General features: G+C 47.5%; 25 protein-coding genes and 2 pseudogenes. 19 read left to right on the top strand and 8 right to left on the bottom strand.

Features of this window, described 5'->3' with window-relative positions; translation table 11 throughout:
• Positions 1-66 precede the first annotated feature (66 nt).
• The 3 genes from greA to M654_RS16985 all read left to right on the top strand — a co-directional run bounded on the left by greA (position 67) and on the right by M654_RS16985 (position 3,121).
• Positions 67-543: a transcription elongation factor GreA gene (greA, locus tag M654_RS16995; RefSeq protein WP_026588057.1), complete on the top strand. Its 477-nt coding sequence runs from the start codon at positions 67-69 to the stop codon at positions 541-543.
• Between the two features lie 54 nt (positions 544-597).
• Complete coding sequence (locus tag M654_RS16990; protein ID WP_026588056.1) at positions 598-2,352, top strand: peptidoglycan D,D-transpeptidase FtsI family protein; 1,755 nt, start codon at positions 598-600, stop codon at positions 2,350-2,352.
• A gap of 64 nt (positions 2,353-2,416) precedes the next feature.
• Positions 2,417-3,121 carry a YrrS family protein gene (locus tag M654_RS16985; RefSeq protein WP_026588055.1) on the top strand — a complete coding sequence of 235 codons (705 nt, stop codon included), beginning with the start codon at positions 2,417-2,419 and terminating at the stop codon, positions 3,119-3,121.
• A 41-nt stretch (positions 3,122-3,162) separates the two neighbouring features.
• Here the strand turns inward: M654_RS16985 and M654_RS16980 are convergent, their stop codons facing one another.
• Entirely contained in the window at positions 3,163-3,363 is a 201-nt protein-coding gene (locus M654_RS16980; protein ID WP_026588054.1) for a DUF2536 family protein, read from the bottom strand.
• 189 nt (positions 3,364-3,552) lie between these two features.
• Between M654_RS16980 and M654_RS16975 the strand changes: the two genes are divergently transcribed.
• The 7 genes from M654_RS16975 (at position 3,553) to M654_RS16945 (ending at position 8,224) form a co-directional block, all read left to right on the top strand.
• On the top strand, positions 3,553-4,194 hold the full coding sequence (locus M654_RS16975; RefSeq protein ID WP_026588053.1) for a class I SAM-dependent DNA methyltransferase: 642 nt from the start codon (positions 3,553-3,555) through the stop codon (positions 4,192-4,194).
• Between the two features lie 20 nt (positions 4,195-4,214).
• Positions 4,215-4,910, top strand: coding sequence for a 5'-methylthioadenosine/S-adenosylhomocysteine nucleosidase (gene mtnN / locus M654_RS16970; RefSeq protein ID WP_026588052.1), 696 nt, complete (start codon positions 4,215-4,217; stop codon positions 4,908-4,910).
• A gap of 51 nt (positions 4,911-4,961) precedes the next feature.
• Positions 4,962-5,885, top strand: a complete 924-nt coding sequence (locus M654_RS16965; RefSeq protein ID WP_026588051.1) for a PLP-dependent cysteine synthase family protein — start codon at positions 4,962-4,964, stop codon at positions 5,883-5,885.
• Between the two features lies 1 nt (position 5,886).
• Entirely contained in the window at positions 5,887-7,029 is a 1,143-nt protein-coding gene (locus M654_RS16960) for a bifunctional cystathionine gamma-lyase/homocysteine desulfhydrase (RefSeq protein ID WP_026588050.1), read from the top strand.
• An 84-nt stretch (positions 7,030-7,113) separates the two neighbouring features.
• Positions 7,114-7,347, top strand: a complete 234-nt coding sequence (locus M654_RS16955) for a YrhC family protein (protein WP_026588049.1) — start codon at positions 7,114-7,116, stop codon at positions 7,345-7,347.
• Between the two features lie 396 nt (positions 7,348-7,743).
• Positions 7,744-7,893, top strand: a complete 150-nt coding sequence (locus tag M654_RS16950) for a YrzI family small protein (protein WP_077736343.1) — start codon at positions 7,744-7,746, stop codon at positions 7,891-7,893.
• A 175-nt stretch (positions 7,894-8,068) separates the two neighbouring features.
• The gene (locus tag M654_RS16945) at positions 8,069-8,224 is read left to right on the top strand and encodes a hypothetical protein (RefSeq protein ID WP_236251281.1); all 156 of its coding nucleotides are present in this window, start codon (positions 8,069-8,071) and stop codon (positions 8,222-8,224) included.
• 101 nt (positions 8,225-8,325) lie between these two features.
• Here the strand turns inward: M654_RS16945 and M654_RS16940 are convergent, their stop codons facing one another.
• On the bottom strand, positions 8,326-8,484 hold the full coding sequence (locus M654_RS16940) for a YjcZ family sporulation protein (RefSeq protein WP_081692856.1): 159 nt from the start codon (positions 8,482-8,484) through the stop codon (positions 8,326-8,328).
• Between the two features lie 285 nt (positions 8,485-8,769).
• Here M654_RS16940 and M654_RS16935 point away from each other — a divergent pair, with 285 nt between their 5' ends.
• The 3 genes from M654_RS16935 to M654_RS16925 all read left to right on the top strand — a co-directional run bounded on the left by M654_RS16935 (position 8,770) and on the right by M654_RS16925 (position 13,555).
• Positions 8,770-9,363 (top strand): class I SAM-dependent methyltransferase, encoded by a 594-nt coding sequence (locus M654_RS16935; RefSeq protein WP_026588048.1) that lies wholly within the window; start codon positions 8,770-8,772, stop codon positions 9,361-9,363.
• Between the two features lie 364 nt (positions 9,364-9,727).
• Entirely contained in the window at positions 9,728-10,303 is a 576-nt protein-coding gene (locus M654_RS16930) for a TetR/AcrR family transcriptional regulator (protein ID WP_026588047.1), read from the top strand.
• 33 nt (positions 10,304-10,336) lie between these two features.
• A complete protein-coding gene (locus M654_RS16925) occupies positions 10,337-13,555 on the top strand; it encodes a bifunctional cytochrome P450/NADPH--P450 reductase (protein WP_051290393.1) in 3,219 nt (1,072 codons plus the stop codon).
• Positions 13,556-13,852: 297 nt separating this feature from the next.
• On the opposite strand, the gene M654_RS16920 is transcribed toward M654_RS16925, so the two are convergent.
• Complete coding sequence (locus tag M654_RS16920) at positions 13,853-15,073, bottom strand: MFS transporter (protein WP_026588046.1); 1,221 nt, start codon at positions 15,071-15,073, stop codon at positions 13,853-13,855.
• A gap of 120 nt (positions 15,074-15,193) precedes the next feature.
• Between M654_RS16920 and M654_RS16915 the strand changes: the two genes are divergently transcribed.
• On the top strand, positions 15,194-15,331 hold the full coding sequence (locus tag M654_RS16915) for a hypothetical protein (RefSeq protein ID WP_236251299.1): 138 nt from the start codon (positions 15,194-15,196) through the stop codon (positions 15,329-15,331).
• Here the strand turns inward: M654_RS16915 and M654_RS16910 are convergent.
• Together M654_RS16910 and M654_RS16905 are read right to left on the bottom strand one after the other, a co-directional pair.
• Positions 15,278-15,421: pseudogene (locus tag M654_RS16910) on the bottom strand (helix-turn-helix domain-containing protein); the annotation flags it as partial. The gene M654_RS16915 and the pseudogene M654_RS16910 overlap by 54 nt on opposite strands.
• Positions 15,422-15,596: 175 nt before the next feature.
• Positions 15,597-16,439 carry an NAD-dependent epimerase/dehydratase family protein gene (locus tag M654_RS16905; protein ID WP_026588045.1) on the bottom strand — a complete coding sequence of 281 codons (843 nt, stop codon included), beginning with the start codon at positions 16,437-16,439 and terminating at the stop codon, positions 15,597-15,599.
• 113 nt (positions 16,440-16,552) lie between these two features.
• On the opposite strand from M654_RS16905, the gene M654_RS16900 reads away from it, so the two are divergent.
• The 3 genes and pseudogenes from M654_RS16900 (at position 16,553) to M654_RS16890 (ending at position 18,898) form a co-directional block, all read left to right on the top strand.
• Positions 16,553-17,368 (top strand): helix-turn-helix transcriptional regulator, encoded by an 816-nt coding sequence (locus M654_RS16900; RefSeq protein WP_026588044.1) that lies wholly within the window; start codon positions 16,553-16,555, stop codon positions 17,366-17,368.
• 190 nt (positions 17,369-17,558) lie between these two features.
• A pseudogene (locus M654_RS16895) lies at positions 17,559-17,858 on the top strand (LysR substrate-binding domain-containing protein); the annotation flags it as partial.
• 77 nt (positions 17,859-17,935) lie between these two features.
• Positions 17,936-18,898, top strand: coding sequence for an iron-hydroxamate ABC transporter substrate-binding protein (locus M654_RS16890; RefSeq protein WP_026588043.1), 963 nt, complete (start codon positions 17,936-17,938; stop codon positions 18,896-18,898).
• A 59-nt stretch (positions 18,899-18,957) separates the two neighbouring features.
• On the opposite strand, the gene M654_RS16885 is transcribed toward M654_RS16890, so the two are convergent.
• Positions 18,958-19,905 carry a cupin domain-containing protein gene (locus tag M654_RS16885; protein WP_026588042.1) on the bottom strand — a complete coding sequence of 316 codons (948 nt, stop codon included), beginning with the start codon at positions 19,903-19,905 and terminating at the stop codon, positions 18,958-18,960.
• A gap of 103 nt (positions 19,906-20,008) precedes the next feature.
• On the opposite strand from M654_RS16885, the gene M654_RS16880 reads away from it, so the two are divergent.
• A complete protein-coding gene (locus tag M654_RS16880) occupies positions 20,009-20,842 on the top strand; it encodes a uroporphyrinogen-III synthase (RefSeq protein WP_026588041.1) in 834 nt (277 codons plus the stop codon).
• Between the two features lie 59 nt (positions 20,843-20,901).
• On the opposite strand, the gene M654_RS16875 is transcribed toward M654_RS16880, so the two are convergent.
• Together M654_RS16875 and M654_RS16870 are read right to left on the bottom strand one after the other, a co-directional pair.
• Positions 20,902-21,594: a Type 1 glutamine amidotransferase-like domain-containing protein gene (locus M654_RS16875; RefSeq protein ID WP_236251146.1), complete on the bottom strand. Its 693-nt coding sequence runs from the start codon at positions 21,592-21,594 to the stop codon at positions 20,902-20,904.
• 2 nt (positions 21,595-21,596) lie between these two features.
• Positions 21,597-21,980 (bottom strand): winged helix-turn-helix transcriptional regulator, encoded by a 384-nt coding sequence (locus M654_RS16870; protein ID WP_026588039.1) that lies wholly within the window; start codon positions 21,978-21,980, stop codon positions 21,597-21,599.
• A 154-nt stretch (positions 21,981-22,134) separates the two neighbouring features.
• On the opposite strand from M654_RS16870, the gene M654_RS16865 reads away from it, so the two are divergent.
• Positions 22,135-23,373 carry an MFS transporter gene (locus tag M654_RS16865; protein WP_026588038.1) on the top strand — a complete coding sequence of 413 codons (1,239 nt, stop codon included), beginning with the start codon at positions 22,135-22,137 and terminating at the stop codon, positions 23,371-23,373.
• The last annotated feature ends 29 nt before the right edge of the window (positions 23,374-23,402 follow it).

Genomic DNA, 23,402 nt, shown 5'->3' with positions numbered 1-23,402 from the left:
TGTATATTCAAGTCTATACTCTCACATACAAGTGATGAGGGACCAACTAGAAGGAGTGAAGGAACAATGGCACAAGAGAAAGTATTTCCTATGACTGAATCAGGGAAGAAAAAACTTGAAGAAGAACTCGAGTATTTGAAAACGGTTAAACGCAAAGAGGTTGTCGAGCGCATCAAGGTCGCGAGAAGCTTTGGAGACCTCTCTGAAAACTCCGAGTACGATTCTGCAAAAGAAGAACAAGCCTTTGTAGAAGGGCGTATTACGACCCTTGACAATATGATTCGGAATGCGAAGATTATTGAAGACGATGGTGCAAATTCAAACATTGTCACCCTCGGAAAAACCGTCACATTTAAGGAGCTTCCCGATGGTGAAGAAGAAGCTTATACGATTGTGGGCAGCGCGGAGGCCGATCCGTTTGAAGGAAAAATCTCCAACGATTCCCCGATTGCCAAAAGCCTGATCGGCAAACAGGTCGGAGACGAGGTCACTGTACAGACCCCGGGCGGAGAAATGCTTGTAAAAATTGTGAAAATTTCTTAAAATTTGTTTAGCAGATCATAGCCTCGTCCACAATGTGGATGAGGTGTTTTTATGATGAAATTGCGAAAGCGTATGAAATGGGTCTCTATACTGATTTCAGCCGCCCTTTTATTTCTGCTGTTCAGATTGGCGGAAATCCAACTGTTTTTTACGGAATCCTTTTCAAAACGGAATGTGAACCTTATTGAGGAAAGTGTCAAACAGCGTACCGAAGCGGTTCAGATTTCAGATGGAAGAGGATCTTTTTTAGACCGAAACGGCGAACACTTGTCCGTCAGTCAAAAGCCGGCCATCATCTTCTTTCCTTTTTTAAATAAACAGCAATGGCCGATTGAGGAAGCGGCCGGAATTTTAAACATATCGAAAAAAGAGATCAAGCAAAAGCTGGAAAGCGCGAAAAAACCGGTCATTCTCACGAAACATGAGGGGAAGCCCATTTCAAAGACGGCGCTCGAAAAAATCAACAAGTTGAAATATCCGGGACTTTACGGCGTATACATAGAAGAAACAGAAAAAAACAGACTCGCAGCCCATACGCTTGGCATGACAAACCAAGATCCGGACCTTCTCCGCAGCAAATACCCGCATAAAGACGACTTGTCCATCAGCACAAAAATCGGCACATTCGGCATGGAACGGACATTTGATGAATTCCTGCTTCCCGAACAAGAAACGAAGCTTTTATATCATGTTGACGGTATGGGAAACCCTTTGTTCGGTATGGACGTCAAATATACAGCTGACGCAAATCCGTTTTATCCGTTGCAAGTCAAAACGACGATTGATAAAAAGATTCAGGAATCGGTGGAAGACGTGTTAAGTGAGCAAAAATTAGAAAAAGGCGGCGCTGTTCTAATCGATATCGAAAACAGCAGTGTACTGGCGATCGCCAGCAAGCCCGACTTAAACATGGCTTCGCAAAAAACGCGGCAAAACTACATGCTCACACCGATGTACCCGGGTTCCGTTTTTAAGACGGTGATCGCAGCAGCAGCCGTTGAAAACGGTTTGGATCATCCGTCGAAAACATTCAACTGCAATTTGAACCTTTACGGTGAACCAGGGGAAGACAAAGGGAAACTGAATATCGAAGACAGCTTTGCACAGAGCTGCAACTACACGTTTACAACCCTCGCCGGGCAGCTTGTGGAAAAAAACAGCTCCATCATTGAAAAGACAGCGCAAAAGCTCGGCCTGACCGAACGCGTCGGCTGGGAAGGGAAGCTTTACCATCAAGACCATTTCAGGCAGTTTTACCGTGAAACAGCCGGGTCGATCTGGGGGGATGACCGGGATAAACAAGTCAAAAAAGCGGTGGCGCAGACCGCCATCGGCCAAAAGAATGTGAAGCTGACGCCTCTGGAGATCGCCAATATGATGTCTACGATCGCGAGAGGCGGCGAGAAAAAGCAAGTCAAAATCGCTGATGAGATCGAATACAAAAACGGCACATTGATGACGGCTTTTAAAGACCAGGATCTGCCGGGAGAAACAATTGATCCGTATACTGCGCAGAAGCTGCAAAAGCTGCTCAGAAAAGTTGTCACATCAGACGAGGGGACAGGCCGGCGCTTCCGCGACCTTCCCTTTGAAGTGGCGGGGAAATCGGGCACTGCGCAAACCGGGCGGAAGTCAAAAGATGAACAAACGCTTTACCATAAGTGGTTTGCCGGTTATTTTCCGGCGGACAAGCCAAAATACGCGCTCGCTGTCGTGCATATGGATACGCCGGAAGGTAAGGCTGCGACAAATGCAGTATTTTATGATATTGTTAAAAAAGTATATGAAATTGAAAAGAACCAGACATAGAAGAAAGCCTCCGGTGATGATAAAATAAGAAGCGAGGCAAGAGGGAGTAAAGGAGTGCAAAGAATTGAGCGAATCAAGGGAATCTCGATTTGAAAATCGTGATAAGCGCAGGAAAGCAAATCTTGTGCTTAACATTTTAATAGGCATCGTATTGGTGTTGATTGTTGTCGTCGCCAGCAGCCTGATGATGAACAGCCCGAAAGAGCAGGCGACACAGGACGTCTCAAAAAACGACTCTGAACAGACGAAAGAAGCGCCTGCATCAGACAATAAAAAACAAACCTCTGATGAAGATGTGAAAGACAAAGATGACAGTAAAACGAAAGACGACTCAGCTGACAAAGAAGACAGCGCATCAGATTCCGATGCTGATAAAGATCAGGAAAAAGAGACCGCTTCAGACGAAAACAAAGAAAAATCCGACGATCCGTTTGAAGGGGCCGAAGTAAAAGAAGGAGGCTCCAGCGCCAACGTCGAAAAGACGATCATCAACCCGAACTGGAAGCCTGTCGGCACAAAACAAAGCGGAGAGCATACGGCTACATACGATTCTTCTTCACAAGACTGGGCCGAGATGCTTGAAGCCATCTCTTATGCAACAGGCGTTTCCAAAGACAACATGACCGTGATTTGGCTTGGAAACAACGGTAGTCCTCAAGACGCGAAAGGAACGATTCAAACCAATGACAGCGGAGTGAAATATCAAGTGGCCATCACATGGGTTGACGGAAAAGGCTGGAAACCGACAAAGGTCGAAAAGCTGAAATAAAGGAAAAAGCGGCGGGTTAAAATGAACCCGGCCGCTTTTTTTTATTCCGCTTTAAAATGAACCACAGCACTGTATAGGATCCGTCCGTCGATGACCGCCGTCTGGTGGGAAACCGAATGGACCTTTAACAAAATCGCCTGATTGTTTTCGATCTGCTGATTCACTTTCTTTTCCAGCTCCTCCAGTGTCGGGGCTTCAAAAAATTCAACTTTTTCCTTGATCAGATCCAGTTCGAATTTCATAAACCAATCCTCCGTTTGCTTCAAGTCATTCTTATTAAATCAAAGAAGCGGGTCTTGTGGCAAGAAGAAACAAAGCCAAACCATTTTTGTATGCAAAATGAATAAATGATGTTAGGATAAGAACTAATCAATCGTTAAATCATACTATACTTATAGGAATTATAAAAATAAGTGGAGAGTGGCGATACAATGGGAAGAGAATTTATTTCTTTATTTGATCATTGGGCAGATTCCTATGATGACACAGTCGTGGGGCATGACATACAGTATCAAGAAGTTTTTCGAAACTATGACGGTATTTTGGACGATGTCGTCAGGCGTTCCGGCGAGCGAGTGCTCGAGTTCGGGCCAGGCACAGGCAATCTGACTGCAAAGTTGCTCGATGCCGGAAAAAAAGTCTGCGCTGTTGAACCGTCAAAAGCGATGAGAGCCATTGCCAGAGGCAAGCTGCCGAAAGACACAGCCATTTTGGACGGAGATTTTCTCGACTTTCCGTCAGTTCCGTTTACACCTGATACCATCGTGAGTTCTTATGCTTTTCATCATCTGACAAACGAAGAAAAACAGGAAGCGGTAAGGCGGTATGGAAAAATGCTTAAAAAGCATGGTAAAATAGTGTTTGCTGATACCGTCTTCAAGGATAGCGAAGCCTTTGTTTCCGCCGTCAAACAGGCGAAGGAAAAAGAATTTCACCAATTGGCGGAAGACCTTGAAACAGAACATTATCCGACGCTTTCCGAGATGGAAACGATCTTTACCTCAGAACAATTCAGGATCGCCTTTCAAAAGCATAATGATTTTGTCTGGGTAATGGAAGCGGCAAAATTGTAAATTTGAAGGGATGTTATGATATGAAAATAGCAGTTATCGGAGCAATGGAAGAAGAAGTCACGATTTTGCGGAGCAAATTGGAAGAGACAAACCGGGAAGTGATTGCAAACTGTGAATTCACAAGCGGGAGCTATGAAGGAAAAGACGTCGTCCTTTTAAAATCAGGCATCGGCAAGGTGAATGCGGCCATGAGTACGACGATCCTGCTGGACCGTTTTAAACCGGATGTTGTGATCAACACCGGTTCAGCCGGGGGCTTCCATCACTCCCTCAATGTCGGGGACATCGTCATATCTACGGAAGTCCGCCATCATGACGTCGATGTCACGGCTTTTGATTATGAATATGGACAGGTTCCAAATCTTCCGGCCGCATTTCAGGCTGACGGCGCATTGGTCAAAACAGCCGAAGAAGAAGCGGCACAACTGGGGCACATCCAGGTGGTCAAAGGAACGATCGCAACAGGCGACTCCTTTATGAGCGACCCCGAACGGGTGGCTTTCATCCGCGGCAAATTTGAAGATCTTTATGCGGTGGAAATGGAAGCGGCGGCTGTCGCACAAGTCTGTCATCAATTTAACACCCCGTTTGTTGTGATCAGGGCGCTCTCAGATATTGCCGGAAAGGAATCTGAAGTATCATTTGACAAATTCTTGGATCAGGCTGCAAAGCATTCGACAGACCTCGTACTCCGCATGATCAAAAGAATCAATTAAAACAGGGGGGCTTTCCCCTCTGTTTTGCACCTTCCTGAAGGAGGAAAGAATATGAATGTGATCACAGATATCACACAATTAATCGGCAAAACCCCTTTATTGCAGCTGTTGAATTTTCCCATACCTAAGGGGGTCAACATCTATGCAAAACTGGAAATGATGAATCCCGGCGGGAGCATTAAGGACCGCCTTGGAGAAGTGCTGATTGATGACGCACTCCAGCAAGGAAAGCTGAAACCGGGCGGCACGATCATTGAAGCGACGGCCGGCAATACGGGGATCGGATTGGCCATGGCCGCCAGAAAACACGGAATCACCGCCATTTTTTGCGTGCCCGAGCATTTCAGCATGGAAAAACGGTCGATCATGAAAGCGCTCGGAGCAAAGATTGTTCACACGCCGAGAAAGAAAGGGATGAAAGGCGCGATTGACAGGGCTCTTGAATTGGAGAGGGAAATTCCAAATTCTTATTGCGTTTTACAGTTTAAAAACCGAGTAAATCCATTGGTTTACTACAAAACACTTGCGCCGGAAATATGGCAGGATCTTGACGGGAAGGTTGACGTGTTTGTCGCCGGAGCCGGATCAGGCGGGACTTTTGCCGGGACTGCCCGCTTTTTGAAAGAACAAAATCCGGCCGTTAAAACGGTCATTGTTGAACCGGAAGGCTCGATATTAAACGGAGGAGAACCGCACGGACACAAAACAGAGGGAATCGGAATGGAGTTCATTCCCGATTACATGGACGAAAAGTACTTTGATGAGATCTACACCGTCCTCGATGAAGATGCGTTCCGGCTCGTCAAGGAAGCCGCTGAAAAAGAAGGCCTCCTGATCGGAAGCTCGTCTGGCGCTGCTTTATTTGCGGCATTGAAAGAAGCAGAAAAAGCGGAGCCGGGCACAAACATTGTGACGATTTTTCCTGACGGCAGCGACCGTTATTTAAGCAAAAACATCTATGAAGGAGGAATGTAAGATGAAGCAAAAAACGAAAATGATCCACGGCGGTATAACGGGAGATGAAAAAACAGGCGCCGTCTCGGTTCCGATATATCAAGTCAGCACGTACAAACAGCCGCGGGCCGGACAGCATACGGGGTATGAATATTCAAGAACAGCAAATCCGACGCGAAGCGCGCTGGAAGCTTTAATCACAGATCTTGAAGGAGGGGCAGCAGGCTATGCGTTCGGATCTGGAATGGCGGCCATAACAGCGGTCATGATGCTGTTTAAAAGCGGCGATCATGTCGTTTTGACAGATGATGTCTACGGCGGCACCTACCGTGTCATGACAAAGGTGATGAACCGCATCGGCATCGAATCGACCTTCAGCGACACGAGCAACACTGGCGACATTGAGAAAGCGATCAAACCGAATACGAAAGCGATTTACGTCGAAACCCCGACAAACCCGCTTTTAAAAATCACCGACCTGCAAAAGGTCGCTGAAACAGCGAAAAAACATGATCTCTTGCTGATCGTGGATAACACATTCTATACACCGTATTTCCAAAACCCGCTTTCATTTGGCGCCGATATCGTGCTTCACAGCGCGACAAAATATTTAGGAGGGCACAGCGATGTTGTCGGGGGGCTTGTGGTGACTGCTTCTCAAGAACTCGGAGAAGAGCTTCACTTCATCCAAAATTCCACCGGCGGCATTCTTGGCCCGCAAGACTCATGGCTTTTGATGAGGGGCATGAAGACGCTCGGTTTGAGAATGGAAGCCCATGAACAAAATGCCCGGAAAGTCGCCCGATTTTTAGAAGAGCATCAAGCCGTCAAAAAGGTGTATTACCCAGGGGTGCCGTCCCACCCCGGGCATGAGCTGGCTAAACGGCAAAGCAAGGGATTCGGCGGGATGATCTCCTTTGATATCGGCGAGGAGGAAAATGTCGATATCGTTTTAGGACGACTGAAGCTGTTTACCATCGCCGAAAGTCTGGGTGCGGTGGAATCCCTGATCTCTGTTCCGGCGCGGATGACCCATGCATCGATCCCGCGCGAACGGAGGCTCGAGCTTGGCATCACAGACGGACTGATCCGCATTTCTGTCGGAATTGAGGACATGGATGATCTGTTGGAAGACTTGAGCCAGGCGCTCGCTCCGCTTTCATAAATTGGCTGAAATTACATGTCTGATCATCTGTTAATCTATGTTATTCTGATTCATATCGACTATGAACCAGGCAGGTGATCATACATGCATCAGAAAAAGGTTAAATCGTTAATGGAAGATTACAAACAATTTGCTTTTACACTTCTCAGTGTAAGCGCGTTTTTATATATCGGCTCCATCATTCCCGGCCAAGGGTTGGGTGCAGGGCAAAAAACGGTGATGATGCTTGCGACATGCGGCTTTTTGGCCGGCGCTTTCTTTTGTGTGAAACGCTCGCTCAAATACAAAAGACAATTGGATGAAATGGAAGAATCATAGGCAGAGCAACTCATATTGAGTTCTCTGCCTTTTTTGAGCGCCCTAAAATGCGTCCATTTTTTGAAAAAAAGGTTTACAAACAGGAATTTGATGGATATACTTACAAAGTAAACAAAAAGCAGAGGAGGTTGATGAACATGAAACAGACATTGACTACATACACTAGACTTTGTGAATACCATGCTTCATTCAACCTGTGGGAGACATTGTGCCCTTCCTTAACCGCTGCTTATGCCGCACAGTGAAACGTTAGGAAGGAAAAACAATACGCTGCTCCTCGCAAGATAAAGACTTTGTTGTTTTTATCTGGCGGTTTTGGTTTGCGCCCGCAGGTTTGTCAGATGATCTGCGGGCTTATTTTATTTTGAACAGCAAACTTGAAAGGAGGTGAGCGACATGACGATTAATCTATTCTTTTTAACATTAACCATTCAAAAGCGATTTAAAAGTCCGGAAGAGTACGAGCGAGAATACGAGATCGAACAAATGTACAGTGAAATGAAAGATCAGCAGCTGAAGTACCTTTATTTGAACAGCCAGCGCTGATCACGGAAGTCATACAATCAATAAAGGAGGAGATAAAAATGACATTCAGAAGGGAATTGCTGGCACATTATACACAGGAGAAGGATCAGGTTTAGCCGGGGCGGCATCGGTTCCGCATTTCATTTGTCTGCATAATATAGATTAGAAATGCAATAGATGAATGCAGGTGATGAATATGCAGAAAGACGGCAGAATGCCATTTATCGGCCATGGATATACATCAATGCCCCATTCTTTTAAGCATGGCTACGGAAATCCGTATCGCCGCCAAAGAATGGAATGGGCGCGCCAATCCGGTTATTGGACGCCTTATTATTGGTACTATTATTAGGAAGGAGCAGAAAATTATTTTCTGCTCTTTTTACTTTTCAGCTTGTCTGGGAAGCGCGGAAAACAAAATGAAGGAGGTGAACAACACCCCCTCCGTTTCATTTAGCAGACGTAGCAAGCGCCAACAATAATCAAAAGAATGAAGAGAACGACGATAAGCGCAAAGCCGCCGCCATAACCGACACCGCCGTAGCCATAGCCGCCGCCATAGCCGCCGCCATAGCCGCCGCAGCGGCCGAAACCGCCATAACCAAAGCCCATAAATAGCACCACCTTTTAGTGAAAGTTCCTTACATCCTATGCATTTATATCAATGATTGAAAGGGCGGATAGTCCATTTCATTGCAGGCTTTTTCAGCGTGCGCGAAACATTTGCCGATATGAATCCGTCTAGTCTTGAGAAGTGCGGGTCAAGATATGTTGGCCAATGCTTTTAATATTCTGTCTTGCTGACCGATATGATGTAGTAAGGCCCGTTTTGTTTTCTCATTTGTCCGATGCTAAAAACAAAATTCGGGCTAAAAAGATTAAAGCAGGTGTTTTAACGTGTTTGAACAATGGCTTGGAAAACGATTGCGGAGTCCGTGGGGGATGTTTTCGAAATGGACCGCTTCTTATATGAATCATGATATAAACGAATGGGTCATTCAGTTATTGGATGTCCGCCCGCATGAACGCATTCTGCAAATCGGAACGGGAAGCGGAGCGGTGCTATGCCGGGTAGCGGAAAAGCTTGAAAGCGGAACAGCCTGCGGGGTTGATCCCGCCAAAAGGATGGTAAAACAAAGTCTGCGCCGCACCCGCCATTTAAGAAAAGAAGGGAGAGCGGAAGTGAAAGTCGGCCATGCCGAACACATTCCTTTTGCCGACCGCTCTTTTCATAAAGTATTCTCGATCCATGCGATGGATGGCGGGACGGATATTCAGCAGGCATTAAAGGAGTTTTACCGAGTGCTGCAGGTCGACGGCACCGTGTTTTTCACCGTTCACCTTAACGGGCAAACGAAACATTCAAGACAGGCAAAAGGAGATACTCTATATACCGAACAGCAAATCAAGCGCCTGCTCGAAGAGAGCCATTTCAGGGACATCACCGTACATATGCGTGACAAAGATTGCTGCATAACAGCGGTAAAATAAAGGCAGCCACCCTCTCAACATGAGAGGGTTTTTGCGTTTTTCATAGAATTTAAGTCGGCTCGCGTCAAAAGACAAACCCAGCTGTTCATCATCAGCTCTTTTTTTGTGCAGCCGTTATATCACAAACGAAATTAGACATAAAAATTAATATATAAGAATACTATCAAAAGACAGGAAGGAATATCCTGCTCTTTTTTTGTTGTGTAATTTATCATACAACAAAAAATAGGCCGTTCATCCTCATTTTGCTTTTTGATTAAAAATTTTTATATTGAAAAAGGAATTTTGTGATGATCTGTCAAAAGGGAATATAAAGGAATCTGCGGAATGAATGTTCATTCCGTTTTGCTTGGGGGAAATTCATGTGGAACAAAAAAGCAAATATCAGAGGATCATTGAGGCTGCGCTCGTCCTTTTTGCAGACCGGGGCTTTGATGCCGCAACCATCCCGATGATCGCTGAGAGGGCAAACGTCGGAGCGGGAACAATCTACCGATACTTTGACAGCAAGGAAGGCCTTGTAAATGTTCTCTTTCAAGATAGTGTGAAACGCTTCAAAAAAAAGCTGGAAGAGGGCCATCCCGGACATTCTGCGGGCATACGCGAGCAGTTTCAGCATATTTTCCGCTGCCTGTTCAGATTCTCCCAGGAAAATGTCCATGCTCTCTATTTTCTGGAGATTGATAAAACCTCCCATTATCTCACTGAAGAAAGCCGGGACGTACTGAATGACCTGCTGGATTTTGTCTACGCATTTTTTGAAAAAGGAAAGGAAGCGCGCATCATTTGTCCGCTGCCTTCCCATATTTTATCTGCGATGGTGTTCGGCGCATTTGTCCACATTCAAAAACTCGTCAAAGCTGGGGAAATTGAAGATCCTTCCGAACTGATCGAAGAGATTCAGGCATGTTCTTGGAATGCCATCAAACATCATGGGTAACCTGCTTTTTTCAAAATAGAAAGGATGATGTTCATGAACGCATTAAGCTCAATTCCAATTCCGAAAACATACGGGCCGCTCGGCAACCTCCCATTGCTTGACAAAAACAAAGTGTCCCAGTCTCTTTGGAAAATCGCAGACGAATTGGGGCCGATCTTTCAATTTCGATTCGGGGATGCCGTCGGCGTTTTCGTTTCCAACCATGAACTGACAAGAGAGGTATGTGATGAATCACGGTTCGATAAAAACATGGGAAAAGGGCTTTTAAAGGTTCGCGAATTCAGCGGAGACGGGCTGTTTACAAGCTGGACGAACGAGCCCAACTGGCGGAAAGCCCACAATATTCTTCTCCCGAGCTTCAGCCAGAAAGCGATGAAGGGATACCATCCGATGATGCAGGACATTGCCGTTCAGCTCATTCAAAAATGGTCCCGGCTCAATCGAAATGAAAGCATTGATGTTCCGGATGATATGACGCGTCTCACGCTTGATACAATCGGATTGTGCGGCTTCAACTTCCGCTTCAACAGCTTTTACCGCGACGGACAGCATCCGTTCATCGAAAGCATGGTCCGCGGGTTGCATGAAGCGATGAGGCAGACGAAGCGTTTTGAATGGCAGGATAAACTGATGGTCAACACAAGGCGCAAATTTAACCGCGACATAGAATCGATGTTTGCACTTGTCGACCGGATCATCGCCGAACGGAAAGAAGCCGGCGGAGAAAGCGGCGATGACCTCTTGTCCCTCATGCTTCATGCGAAGGATCCCGAGACGGGTGAAAAGCTGGATGATGAAAATATCCGTTATCAAATCATTACATTTTTGATCGCGGGGCACGAGACGACCAGCGGCTTATTGTCATTTGCACTTTATCTCCTTCTGAAATCTCCTGATAAGCTAAAAAAAGCATATGAAGAAGCGGATCGCGTGCTGACAGATCCTGTCCCTTCGTATCAACAAGTACAGAAGCTCAAGTATATCCGCATGATTTTAAACGAATCCATCAGGCTTTGGCCGACAGCTCCTTCCTTTTCTTTATACGCAAAGGAGGAAACGGTCATCGGCGGAAAATACTTGATTCCAAAAGGCCAGGTTGTATCGGTTTTATTACCAAAACTGCACAGGGATCAGAGCGTCTGGGGAGAAGATGCCGAAAGCTTTCGGCCGGAGCGTTTTGAACAGATGAAAAGCATTCCCCAGCACGCCTACAAACCGTTCGGCAATGGACAGCGGGCATGCATCGGCATGCAGTTCGCGCTGCATGAAGCCACATTGGTGCTCGGAATGATTCTTCAGCATTTTGAACTGGAAGACCATACGAATTATCAATTAAAAATAAAAGAAACGCTGACCTTAAAGCCCGAAGGGTTCACGATGCGGGTGAAACCGCGAAAGCAGCAGCTCATGATGACGGTCCCAGCCGGCAAAGCAAAAGAGAGCGAACCGGGGGAAGCACGCTTCGCCAAAGCCCCGCAGGAAAACGCGCATGGCATTCCTCTCTATCTGCTCTACGGTTCAAATCTTGGAACGGCCGAAGAGGCGGCAAACGAGCTCGCTGATCGGGCGCGCCGGCAAGGCTTTATGTGCCGGACGGCAGAGCTTGACCAATATAAAGGCAGCCTTCCAAAAGAGGGAGCGGTCATTGTTGTCACAGCTTCCTATAACGGAAATCCCCCGGATAATGCGAAGGAATTTGTCGATTGGCTTGAACGCGATCATCAAGACGATTTGTCCGGTGTCAAGTATGCCGTATTCGGCTGCGGAAACCGGAGCTGGGCAAGCACCTATCAGCGGATTCCCCGTCTGATTGACAGCGGATTGGAAAGAAAAGGGGCAAAGCGGCTGTTAAAGCTGGGTGAAGGGGATGCCAATGATGATTTTGAAGGGCAGTTCGAAGAGTGGCAAAGCGATCTTTGGCCGGCTTTACGAAAAGCATTTTCTTTAAAAGAACCCGCTCAGCCGGAAACGGCCGGCCAAGAACTATCTGTCGAATTTGTCAAGGCGTCTGCCGCCGCACCGCTTGCCAAAGCTTATGCTGCATTTTCTGCACAAATCGCAGTCAACCGCGAGCTGCAGTATGAAGGCAGCGGGAGAAGCACAAGACATCTTGAGCTTGTCCTGCCTGACGGGGTCGAATATGTCGAAGGAGATCATCTCGGCGTGCTGCCGCAAAACGGCGGGGAGCTGATCAGGAGGGTCATTGAACGGTTTGGCTTAAACGGGGATGAGCACGTGCAGATCAGCGGAGGCCGCGCCTCCCATTTGCCGCAAGACCGCCCGGTTCTGATAACAGACCTTTTGACAAACAGTGTTGAGCTCCAGGAGCCGGCTACAAGAGCCCAGCTTCGCGAATTGGCCGCTTATACAGCGTGTCCGCCGCATAAGCAGGAGCTCAACGAGCTGCTGGAGGACGAATTGTATAAAGAACAAGTCTTAAGGAAACGTCTGACGATGCTCGATCTGCTTGAACAATATCCGGCTTGTGAACTGCCGTTTGCCCGCTTTTTGGCGCTGTTGCCTTCACTCAAACCGAGATATTATTCGATTTCAAGCTCGCCCCGGCATAAACAGCGGCAAGCAAGCATAACGGTTGCTGTTGTAAACGGTCCTGCTCTAAGCGGACGCGGGCAATACCGCGGAGTCGCCTCAAACTACCTGGCGGGCCTCTCCCCAGGAGAGACGATCGCATGCTTTATTCACCGGCCGCAGTCGGGCTTCTGTCTGCCTGAGGATCCGGAAACGCCGATCATCATGATCGGGCCGGGAACGGGAATTGCGCCTTACCGCGGCTTTCTTCAGGCGCGCCGCAGCCAACAAAACGCCGGCGCGAACCTCGGTGAAGCGCACCTGTATTTCGGCTGCCGCCACCCTGAGCAGGATTACCTGTATCAGGAGGAGCTGGAGAAAGCGGTGCAAGACGGGCTCGTTCATTTGCATACTGCATTTTCCCGTCTTGAAAACCGGCCGAAAACATATGTGCAAGATCTGATCAAAGAGGACTTGGAAAGGCTGATACACCTTCTCGATAACGGCGCCCGCCTGTACGTCTGCGGAGACGGCAGCAGAATGGCTCCAGATGTTGAGCATGCCCTGTGTGCGGCATATCAAAATGTCAATCATGCCAGCCGAGAAGAAGCCGAAAACTGGCTGAACGCCCTCCAGGCGAAAGGACAATATACAAAAGATGTCTGGGACGGGGGCGGCGTTTCAGACATGACGCCGGAAGTTGAGGCTGTTAAGACAAGGTGAGCGAACGGTAAAAAGAGACATTCTGTCATCAGAATGTCTCTTTATTTATTATTGACCAAGGGGCAAAGTGATACAAAATAAAGCTGCCGCGGAGAGGATATTTGGCGGTGCGCCGCTTGGATCAATATCCACCCGTGGCAAATGTTCAAAAAAACAAAAGTCAGGAATCCGTTTAGAAAACGGTATAAGGAAAAGCCAACATGACGGACTATGTGCAATCTTTTAAAAACGGCTGATCTTCAGAAGGAATTGCCATGCCGGCTCCTGAGCTTTATATCGGCACAGCCTGAAAAAAGTTTAGCTAAAGTGATTGCCTTTTTCCCGGCATGCACCATATTCTGATTTTTTCTTTTCGGCCAAGAAAATAACCGGGTAAGCGAGCAAAATGAGCCCTGTAATGAAAGCGATGATTCCCGTCCAGTGAAAATGGTTCCAGAAAAAACCGCCGAAAGAACCGGCTAAGCTTGAACCGAGATAATAGCTGAGCAAATAAAGAGATGAGGCTTGAACGCGTTTTTCATTTGCCGTCTGCCCAACCCAGGAGCTGGCGATCGAATGGGCGCCGAAAAATCCGAACGTAAAGACGGCAATGCCGGCTATTTTCAAAAGAAGCTGGGGGGAAAGTGTAAGCAATGCCCCCGCAGCCATGATAGCGACGGCGATTTTGATCATGAACGGACTGCCGAAGCTGTCGGCTTTCTTCCCCATATAAACCGAGCTGAGCGTTCCCGCCAAATAGACGATGAAGATCAGTCCGATGATGGTTTGTGACAGGCGGTAAGGCGGGGCGGTCAACTGAAAGCCGATATAGTTAAACATCGTGACAAAGCTTCCCATGAGGATGAAACCAAGCGAAATTAACAGCATCAGCCGTCTGTTGACAAGGACAGCCTTATAGGCGCCGCAAATTGTTTTCACATCGGCCCTTCTTTTCACAGAGTGCCGGGGCTTCGGCAGCAGTACCCAAAACAGATAGCTTAGGATGACGGAAATGGCGCCGATGATGCCGAGCGCTTCCCTCCAGCCGAAAAGGTCTGTTAATAGACCGGTCAAGAGCCTTCCGCTCATGCCTCCCAGGCTGGTGCCGCTAATATAGAGCCCCATCATTTTGCCAAGGCCCTTCGGATCGAATTCTTCCCCGACATATGTCATCGCAATGGCCGGAACACCCGCCAGAAAAAAGCCAAGCAGGCCTCTCATCACAATGAGAGATGCAAAGTTCGGACTGAAGGCTGTCAAAAGGCCGAGGATAGAGGTGGAAAAAAGCGAGAGCGTCATAATCGTTTTCCGGCCGAATCCGTCCGCCAATGCGGCTGCAGTCAGTAGGGCAAACGCCAATATTCCAGTTGAAATGGATAATGTTAAGCTTGCAGCTGCCGCCGATATGGCGAATTCCTCCGCAAACAGAGGCATGAGCGGCTGTGTCGTGTAAAGCGTGGCAAATGTCACAAAACCGCTGATGAATAAGGCGATGCTTGCTTTTTGATAATCCTTCGTATGCGGCTGTATGTAAGTCATGGCAGCTCCTCTTTTCTAGAATGAGAATCTATGTTTCATGGTACGCTTTCATTTGCGATGTGTCTAATTTATAATAACTATCATCATCATGCGTTTTAGTTATGAAGGAGCGGATGAGCATTGGAACACTATCAAATTGACCATTTCATGGCCGTGAGCAGGCATAAAATTACAAAAGCAGCCCAGGAACAAAGGATTTCCCAGCCGGCTGCCGCCGCGTTTCAGTTCCCGTGCGATGGTAGAGGGATGACGACCTAGCTCATGCCCGATCTTGCGGCATGGCCAGCCCAATCGATACAGCGCTTCCAGTTGTCCCCGATCAATTGTGCTAAGATGGGAGTAGCTTATGTTAGGTTCTCCCGTAGAAAATGGTGTTGTGGTTGTCAGAACCAAATAAACATATTAGAACGATGGCATTGCATATTCACAAACCGTCCTTCCATGCAAGCTGTTTATGAGGATAAATAAATAGCGACATTCTTGGAATGTCGCTTTTGTTCTCATTACGGTTACCATAAATTTATTACAATGCACCTGCATCTCTTGCCGAGTAGAACGAAGGATAAATCGGTCGATAGTTTAGTTCGTCTCTGATTCGCGTTGTATCGACGACCATCTCCCACGGATCATAATCCTTTTGCAGTGCTTCTGACGGTATCTCGCTGTTATCAAGTTGAAAAAGCTCCGCAATCGAGATGGGCGCATCGTCGCCAACATTATAGATTCGGCCATCAAAACCCGGTATAATGGCGGCGAGCATCAGGGCTTGACTTACGTCCGCATGGTGTACCATATGGATTCTTTTGGCTGGATTCCAACTACGGAAGTACGGCAGACTTTCCGTGATGTGGGGATCGCGCTCACCATAAACAAAGGGCAGCCGAACGATGCGCACTCCCAATCCCTGTTCGCGATGAAGCTGCAGCAGCGCCTCTTCGGCCTCAACTTTACTTTGAGGATAAGGATGAACGGGTCTAAGCTCGTCGTCTTCGCGGTTTGGTCTCAAACGATTAACCGAACCATAGACGTTATTGGTACTGGTAAAAACAAATCTTGGCACATCCGCCTGCAACGTTGCATGAGCTAAGGCTATACTGCCATCGAGGTTTGCTGTTCTAGTCGTATTCTCGTCTACCCCCCGGAACTGTGCAGCCAAATGAATCACAACATCATTGCCCTGGAGATCGCCGATATAGCTTTCCGGCTGCAAAAGATCGCCTTCTACAAGCTCGGCCCCTTGCTGATAAAGCCAATCCGCTTTTGCGGTGTTCCTGACTAACAATTTAACTTGGTGTCCGCGCTCCAGCATCCGGGGGACAAAACGGCTTCCTATTTTACCTGTAGCTCCTGTTACAAAAATGTTCATTTTTAATCCTCCTCAGCTTTTGAATGTCTCAGGTTTAGCTTAATAGAAGGCTCGATTAGCCGCCTTCCTGTGTTTATCGTATGATTAGGAATATCAGGATAAGGAGGAGTATGATGAAGGAGATTCCCTCCAAAAAGTTACTAGGTGATTTTTTACGTTCTCGTCGCGAACGCCTTTCTCCAGAAGATGTTGGGTTGGTATCTTATGGACGACGACGGGTGTCGGGACTTCGAAGGGAAGAAGTAGCCCAGCTTGCCCATATTGGAACTTCATGGTATACCTCATTGGAACAAGGTCGAAGTGTCAATCCATCAGAGGATGTACTCAATAGCATCGCAAACGCGTTGCGATTGACGGAGGATGAACGTGAACACCTCCACCTTCTTGCAAAACCGGCACAACAGGAAAGGGCAGTTAATGAGCAAATGAATATGGGTTTGGAACGGACAATAAGTGCTCTTGAACCTCATCCAGCTTTTATTCTCAATAGATATTGGGATTTGTTGATATGGAACAGAGCGGCTGCATTCGTTTTCCTATTACCGCCATTTTCCAATCATATGCAGCAGAGAACCAATTGGTTGAAACACCTTTTAACGAGCGGCTTGCTAGGGTCGGACAAATACAAAGCACAAATTGCGATCGCACAGTTTCGTGCAGATTATGCACATTTACGCGATGATCCGAGGTTTCATGAGCTCATTGAGGAATTAATGAAAACCAGTCAGCTGTTTTGTGAGTTATGGCCGTTACATGACGTTCAGGTCGTTACAGATCGCTACAAAAGAAGTTACGATCCTCATATCGGAGAGATGGAGTTTGAACATGTGATTCTCCAACCGTCAAAAAATCCCGACTTGAAGATGATGATTTATACAGCTTCAACAGATACGGCAGCGCGTTTGCAAAGTTTAATAAGCACTTTGTGAGATGGATAAGTTACTTGTGACTGCTGTTAAGGAGCAGCTCTCATGATCTGTTAGTATGATCTCTTGCCCGTCAGGATAGTGGAATCCTATCAAAGCCGTAACGAAAGTATCGGCAGTAGATTAAAGGCGAGCATCAGCGTAACGAAGTCTGGCGGCCACAGGGCCGCCATTTGCCGGTCAATTGCACCGTTTTAAGCCGGGGTATGGTCTTCGATATGTGTTCAACAAATGTGCCGGGAACTCTCCATCAGCCCGAAGCTTGCTTTTGAAGGGGAAGAAGTGTCTTCGATTTTGGGTCTAGTATCAGCAAGGGCTTGGTGCGGCAATCCTGCCGAAAACGGCAGAGCATGTCCATTTTCTCCAGTGGCATTTTGCCGGGTTTCAGACGACCGTTCTGAGGGGAAGATCGGTCTCGCCGTAAGCACGTCGCAACTTTAAAGAATTTGTCAGCGAATACTATCGGCGGAACGAGCGGTCTGACCAGCCATAAATCAATTAAGGACTTCTCAAGATAACGAATATCCTGTATGTTGATAATGATAATTATTATCAATTGGAGGATTGGACATGAGGAAAAAGCATGATTCTTATATATTTATCGTTTTACTCGCTTTCGCTCTATTTCTTTCCGGCTGTCAAAGCGGCCAGAAACAAGCAGCATCAGTGAAGAATGAAGAGAAAACAAGAGTGGTGAAAACCATCAATGGAAATGTCAAGATCCCGGCCAATCCGAAGCGGGTCGTGACGATCGGCTATGCGGCAACAATGCTCGCATTCGGAATCAAGCCGGTCGGTGAAACGGGGAAGTATCTGGAAAACCCTTATATTAAGGAGCAAGTGTCCGGAATGAAAGATATCGGGGCGAAAGACGGCGTTTCAGTGTCAGTTGAAAAGATCTTTAAGCTGAAGCCCGATTTGATCGTCTCGATGAATAACGATCCAAAAGTCTATGAAAAACTGTCAAAAATCGCTCCGACTGTTGTCTATCCGTTCGGCACATTTAAGGATGCCCGCGAGGAAATGAAAACATTCGGCGAGCTGCTCGGCAAGGAAAAAGAAGCTGAGGAATGGACGAAAACGTTTAATCAAAAAATGGAAGCAGCCCGCGCGAAACTAAAAACTGCATCTGTTCAAGATCAGACGTTTTCTTTGATCGGGGCCTATGCAAAATCGTTGTATGTCTATGGCGCTTACGGGTATAGGGGAGGAGAAGCCATCTATCAGCAGCTGGGGCTGACACCGCCTGATTCTGTCAAAAAAGATGCCATTGATGCATCAGAGGGATACAAGGTTATCTCCTTAGAAGTTCTTCCTCAATATGCCGGAGACTACATATTCGTCGATGAATCCTACAGCGGAAAGCTTGATCAGGACAATTCAGTTTGGAAGTCGCTTGACGCGGTGAAAAATGGCCGGGTATTTTTCCTTGACCCTGACAGATTCTGGCCGTATGATCCAAACGCCGTTCAAGCACAGGCAGAAGAAATTGCCGATATGCTTGTAAAGCAAAACGAACAGGCTGAAAAGTAGTTTGGAAAACGGCGGGAAGTCAGTATCTCAGAAGGACTGCTTCCCGCTGCAGCATTTTTTCACTCGTAATGCTGAAATTGAATATCCAATGTGCGAAGATAAGTTTGCAGACCTGCATCCTGAATCGGAATAATGTAGGCCGGCTCATTCGATTCATTGTGATGGGAGTGCCACAGACCGGGTGGTGTGATAAAGGCTTTTCCGGTTTCCCAGTCCACTCGAATCGGATCGATGATCTCTTTTGTGGAAGGATCGATTTGCTTTCCGACCAATGTATACGTGCCCGGTGCCGCATAGGCGACAAAGTCAAGAGCGACCGATTTATGGCTGTGCGGCGCTTGACGGGAGCCGGGCGGGACGATGCCGAACATAGCCCACAGGACATGTGTGATCGTCAGCGTTTGGTCAAAGATTTCGTTGTTGAGCAGAACGGAGATGCGGTTTCGTAAATGGGCGTCAGGGGATGCGGCTGCTTCCTCTAATTTGGCCTTTGCTTGTTCAGCAGTGTAAAGGGTTGGTTTGAAGCGTGCTTTAGCGGGTTTGACTCCTAAATAATCAAGGAGTGGCGAATCTGTAATATAATAGATGGCCGTATCTGCGGCTGCGCGGTGGCAGCTGTTTGATTCTGCGGGCAGTGTAAAAAAGTCTCCTTTTTTCCAGCTGATCGTTTCACCGTTCACATCTGTAGTGCCTGAGCCTTCAATGACGTAATAAAGTTCGCTTGTCGCACGAGGCGCTGTCTCGATCGTGTCGCCTGAACAAATCTTGATGAAATGCGCGAGAAGGGAAGGGCTTGAAGCAGCATAATCCGTCTTCAGTTGTTCGGAGATGTCCAGCGGGATGATCCGCGTTTCACCTGTCTCATACAATTCAGGGCCGAACTCTTTCACAGGCACCGGGCTGATTATTCCGCTTCCAATCGGGTCCGAGGCAGTGGTATACTCAAAAAAACGGGCATGTTTCGTCAAATGCTCTATTCGCGTTTCAAATTGAGAATGAGTGGACATGAAAAAAACCTCCTTATTTTTTGATAATTCAATCATATCTCATTTGGAAGATGCTAGTAAACAGCGATCTGAATAGAAAACGATAAAGAAAGAGGGATTTGTATTGGGGAAAGGATTGAACGGCAGTAGAATCGCCATCGGCGCATCGCGTAAAACTGAGGAAATGAGCACACTCATCAAAAAGCAGGGCGGAATTCCCGTCGTCCGCTCCCTGCAAGGTACCGTGTTTTTGGCGGAAAAAGAGGTCGGGCCTGATTTGCAGACATTTGTTGAAACAGGAGCCGATTGGGTGATTTTCACGACCGGAATCGGTACGGAAACACTTGTCAGTCTGGCTGAGAAACTTGGAATCGGCGAACGCTTTTTGCAGGTCATCCGTCAGGCAAAAGCGGCATCAAGGGGCTACAAAACGGCCGCCGCCTTGAAAAAGCTCGGCATCACGCCGACAGCCTCTGATGATGACGGAACGACGAAGGGGTTGATTGAATCGCTTAAACCTTATGATTTTACCGGTAAGCGGGTTATGGTTCAGCTCCACGGCGAAAACGCGCCATCACTGCTTGCGTTTTTGGAGGAAAAAGGCGCCGCTGTCTTCCCGCTTCTTCCATATCAGCATGTCGCGCCTGATGAGGAAACCGTTGCTTTACTGTGCCAAGAGCTGCTTGATCATGAAGTGGATGCCGTTTGCTTTACAACGGCCGTCCAAGTCCGTTCGCTTTTCAAATTCGCAAAGGAAAACGGAGTGCGGGAGAAAATCGTCCAAGCGTTTCAGGACCACGTCCTTGCAGCAGCCGTCGGAAAGGTGACGGCAGAGGCATTGAGCGAAGAAGGTGTGGTGCGGCTGCTTGCGCCTGAGCTCGAACGGATGGGGGCGATGATCGTTGAACTGTCCAGGTTCTATGAGACGGACAGAAACCCTGAGTTTGATGGAAGTTGATTACCGTGGAGGCTTAAAACGAAAAAACGCTTGGGCTGGCTGCCTAAGCGTTTTTTTCGTCACAGATGGATAAAATCATCCGGGTAAACGACAAATTTGCGTTCCCCCCTGAAAACACAGGCGGGCTTCGATCCGACCGCCAGAATGCCCTTGCTGCTGACGAGGGCTCCTGTTTCCTCAGTAAGTGCGATGACAGGGTTATGGAATTTCTTGATATACTGTTTGATTAATGGGTCATTTTCATGACTGTAGTGGCACCAAATCGAGTACTCTCCTGCAAGCTGTAAACCTTGAAAACGGCGCACCCCGAAAGTGTTTTTATCAAGATGGGAACAAGTCATGATATTTTGCCCTAAAATGACGGCTCCCGCACTTCCCCCATAGATGATGCCGCCGTTTGCGAAATAGTTTTTGAATACATCGCTGAACTGGGCATCGCGAATATGCTTTAATAATTGAAAGGTATTTCCGCCGCCGATATAAACGGCGGAAAAATGATCTAAATCTTGAATCGTTTTGTTTTTCAGATTTGTCCACATGGTGATGTCTTTTATGCCGAGCGGCTTAAAAACCCTTTGGATCCACTGAAAGCCATCATCAAACATGGAGGCATCCATTGCAATCGGAATATACAATAGCGGCTTTCTTGGCCCCGCTTCCTCTGCAAACCGCCGATCCAGCGCTTGCGTCTGCTCTTTGTCTCCGCCGCCGGAAAGAAACAATTTCCCCATCAATCCCCATTCCTTTTTCATTTTTATTCATGATCCTGTTTCAATTTATCATTCAACACACTGTCCTCCAAAACAGCGAATTTATCACCGTATACTTTCGTAATATGTTTTTCGCCCCAGGCGCACAGGGAGTCTAAGATGCCCTCAAGCGTCCGTCCGTATTCGCTCAATTCATATTCGACTTTTGGGGGAACCTGCTGGTAGACAATTCGATTGATGACGCCGTCTTCTTCCAGCTCGCGCAGCTGCTGGGTCAGCATTTTTTGGGTGATGTTCGGCATGAGGCGTTTCAATTCACTTGTCCGTTTTTTTCCGTGCGTCAAGTGGCACAGGATGACGCATTTCCATTTTCCCCCGATCACTTCAAGGGTCGCTTCAACTGATATATTGTACTTTTTCTGCTTCATGTTTATCCTCCTTTTGGGTACAAAAAAGTGCCTATATCACTTTTAGGTTCCTATCATACTTAAAAGTGCGTACTTTTCTTTGATCTCTATATGGATGATAATATCATGTGCCGGCTGTTGTTTGCTATACACGATAACAAAAGGGAGGAGAAAAATGTCTTCTATTCAGCATAAAAAGCGCAGTATATTGGCGCTGTTAGCTTTGGCTGTCAGCGCATTTGCCATCGGAACGACGGAATTTATCAGCGTCGGGCTCTTGCCTTTGATCGCCGGGGACATGCACATCCCCGTGACGACGGCCGGGCTGACGGTTTCTTTATATGCGCTGGGCGTGACGTTTGGAGCGCCTGTTTTAACATCATTGACATCGCGGATCCCGCGGAAAACGCTGCTGCTTTTGATTATGGTCGTTTTTATGATCGGAAACGGGATCGCCGCTTGTGCCGGAACGATCGGTGTTTTGCTCGCCGCCCGTGTGCTTTCCGCGTTTTCGCACGGTGTGTTTATGTCAATCGGTTCAACGATTGCTGCGAGCCTGGTGCCGGAAAACAAACGGGCCGGCGCGATTTCGATTATGTTTACCGGACTGACCGTAGCGACGATCACAGGTGTTCCAATCGGCACCTTCATCGGCCAGCAATTCGGCTGGAGATTGGCCTTTATGGCCATCGTTGCCGTTGGAGCGCTCGCGTTGATCGCCAACAGCATCCTTGTCCCGGCTGATTTGCCGAAAGGTGCGCGAACGACGTTCCGGAGCCAGTTTAAACTTGTGGCGAACGGCCGCTTGCTCCTGTTATTTATCATTACGGCCCTTGGATACGGAGGAACATTTGTCGTCTTCACGTATTTATCTCCGCTGCTTCAGCATGTAACAGGCTTTAAGGCAGAAGCCGTTGCGGTTATTTTGCTCGTATACGGGGCTGCGATTGCCCTCGGCAACATCATTGGCGGAAAGGCGGCAAACCAAAAGCCGCTTGATGCATTATTTTATATGTTTATAGCCCAGGCGGCAGTGCTTTTCATTCTCACAGCGACAGCCCCGTTTAAAACAGCCGGGCTGATCACGATCATTTTGATGGGGTTTTTAGCTTTTATGAATGTTCCCGGACTTCAGGTCTATGTCGTCATGCTGGCTGAGCGGTTTGTTCCGGGAGCGGTGGATGTCGCATCAGCCGTTAATATCGCCGCGTTTAACGCAGGCATTGCCATCGGCTCTTACGTGGGAGGAATCATCACAGACTCGATCGGGCTGATCCACACGCCATGGGCCGGCGGGTTTATGGTGCTCGGCGCTGTCCTTTTGACAGGCTTATGCAGGAGCTTTGAACGAAAAGATGAAAAACATGATCAAGCTGACAAAGTCTTCTTTGCCGATGATGGAGACTGCGCTTGATCAAAACAACACTAATCAGGAGGTCAATC

The sequence above is a fragment of the Bacillus sp. NSP9.1 genome (genome assembly GCF_000465465.2).
In the GTDB taxonomy this organism is placed as follows: domain Bacteria; phylum Bacillota; class Bacilli; order Bacillales; family Bacillaceae; genus Bacillus; species Bacillus sonorensis_A.
The sequence above is the reverse complement of the archived record's forward strand: the minus strand, read 5'-3'. Positions and strand labels throughout refer to the sequence as shown.